The sequence below is a fragment of the Agromyces sp. ISL-38 genome (assembly GCF_018613935.1).
Lineage (GTDB): Bacteria > Actinomycetota > Actinomycetes > Actinomycetales > Microbacteriaceae > Agromyces.
On record NZ_JAGGPF010000024.1, the window covers coordinates 665 to 1,869 of the forward strand.

Consider the following 1,205-nt stretch of genomic DNA (forward strand, 5'->3'; position numbering starts at 1 on the left):
ATCGTGGCCACCGCGTATTCGGCCGTCGCTGCGCCGCGTTCACCGGCGAGGCGCCGTGCGATGCATCGGATTCCGGCGCGGATGCCGCGCCACGGCGAGCGACGCGCCTGCATCACCGATCTGACGCGCTCGGCGGCCTCGGCCGGGATCGGGAGTTCGTGCATGAGGTGTTCCTTCCTGTAGTGCCGAGCATCGCGGTGGTGCCGAGGTGTCAGCGGGTGGTGGCACGAGCGGTGCCGTCACACCGCACCGCCGAGGGTGCCGGTGATGACGGAGATCATGAGGGGCGCGACTCCGAGCAAAACGAACGCCGGCAGAACGCAGAGCCCGAGCGGCAGCATGAGCCGAACGGCGAGGGTCGCAGCACGCGCCTCGCCGGCGGCCCGCGCCGAGCGCCGCAGACGGAATGCCTCGGCGCGCAGCAGTTCGGCGACCGGCGCGCCGGCCCTCGCCGCGAGGCCGAGGACCGACTCGACCTCGCGGCCGTCCCCAGCGGCCGGCACGTGCTCGGCCATTGCGGCGCGAGCGATCTCCCGGGCGCGCTCGATCGACGTGCCGCCCGACATCGCGATGGCGANNNCCGCGCGATGCCCTCGCCGCGAGCGCGGCATTCCATCGCCGACCAGCCCAGAGAAATGCGGCGCCGAGCGCCAGGCACGCGAGACCGAGCGGATTGCCGAAGAGCACGCCCAGTGTGTCGAATCCGAGCGCCGTGCCGAAGAAGATCGCGATGAGCGGCAGCGCGGTGACGAGCCGGGCGCTCGCCGCGGGCCCGGCGAGCGCAGATCGCACCTCGCGTCGCAGCTGTGCCTCGTCGCGAAGGGAGCCCGCGAGACTCCGCAGGCTCGACGCGAGCGGCGCACCCGACTCGGCAGCCACCGACCACGCTGCGGCGAGTACCGACCAGGCCCCGGATGCCGCGCGGTGGGCCGCCGTGGCGTCGGAGATCGCAGCCGCCACCGGGTCGCCGCTCGACGCCGCCGTCGCGGCGGCCGTGAGCACCGCGGCGTCGGCGAGGGATGCGGCGGCAGTGGCGCCGGCGCCGCCCGACGGCGACGGCGCCGGCTCCCCCACATGGCTCCACGCCGTCGACGCCGAGACGCCCGCGGCGAGCAGCACGGCCAGACGCTCGGTGACCGCGGCGATCGCGTCGACCTCCGCGGCGGGATCGGGCCGGCGCCGAACGGCGCGCACCGCCGCGACGG

The 1,205-nt window shown here is 75.4% G+C and carries 1 protein-coding gene and 1 pseudogene; both read right to left on the reverse strand.

Annotated elements, in window-relative coordinates; all coding sequences use genetic code 11:
* Positions 1 to 239: 239 nt before the first annotated feature.
* On the reverse strand, positions 240 to 566 hold the full coding sequence (locus J7E25_RS18070) for a type II secretion system F family protein (RefSeq protein ID WP_251039234.1): 327 nt from the start codon (positions 564 to 566) through the stop codon (positions 240 to 242).
* 211 nt (positions 567 to 777) lie between these two features.
* Positions 778 to 1,194, reverse strand: a pseudogene (locus J7E25_RS18075) (type II secretion system F family protein); the annotation flags it as partial.
* Positions 1,195 to 1,205: the final 11 nt, after the last annotated feature.

Excerpts from the sequence above, each read along its gene's own strand:
- J7E25_RS18070 (WP_251039234.1), bottom strand. The coding sequence starts at position 566 with ATGTCGGGCGGCACGTCGATCGAGCGCGCCCGGGAGATCGCTCGCGCC.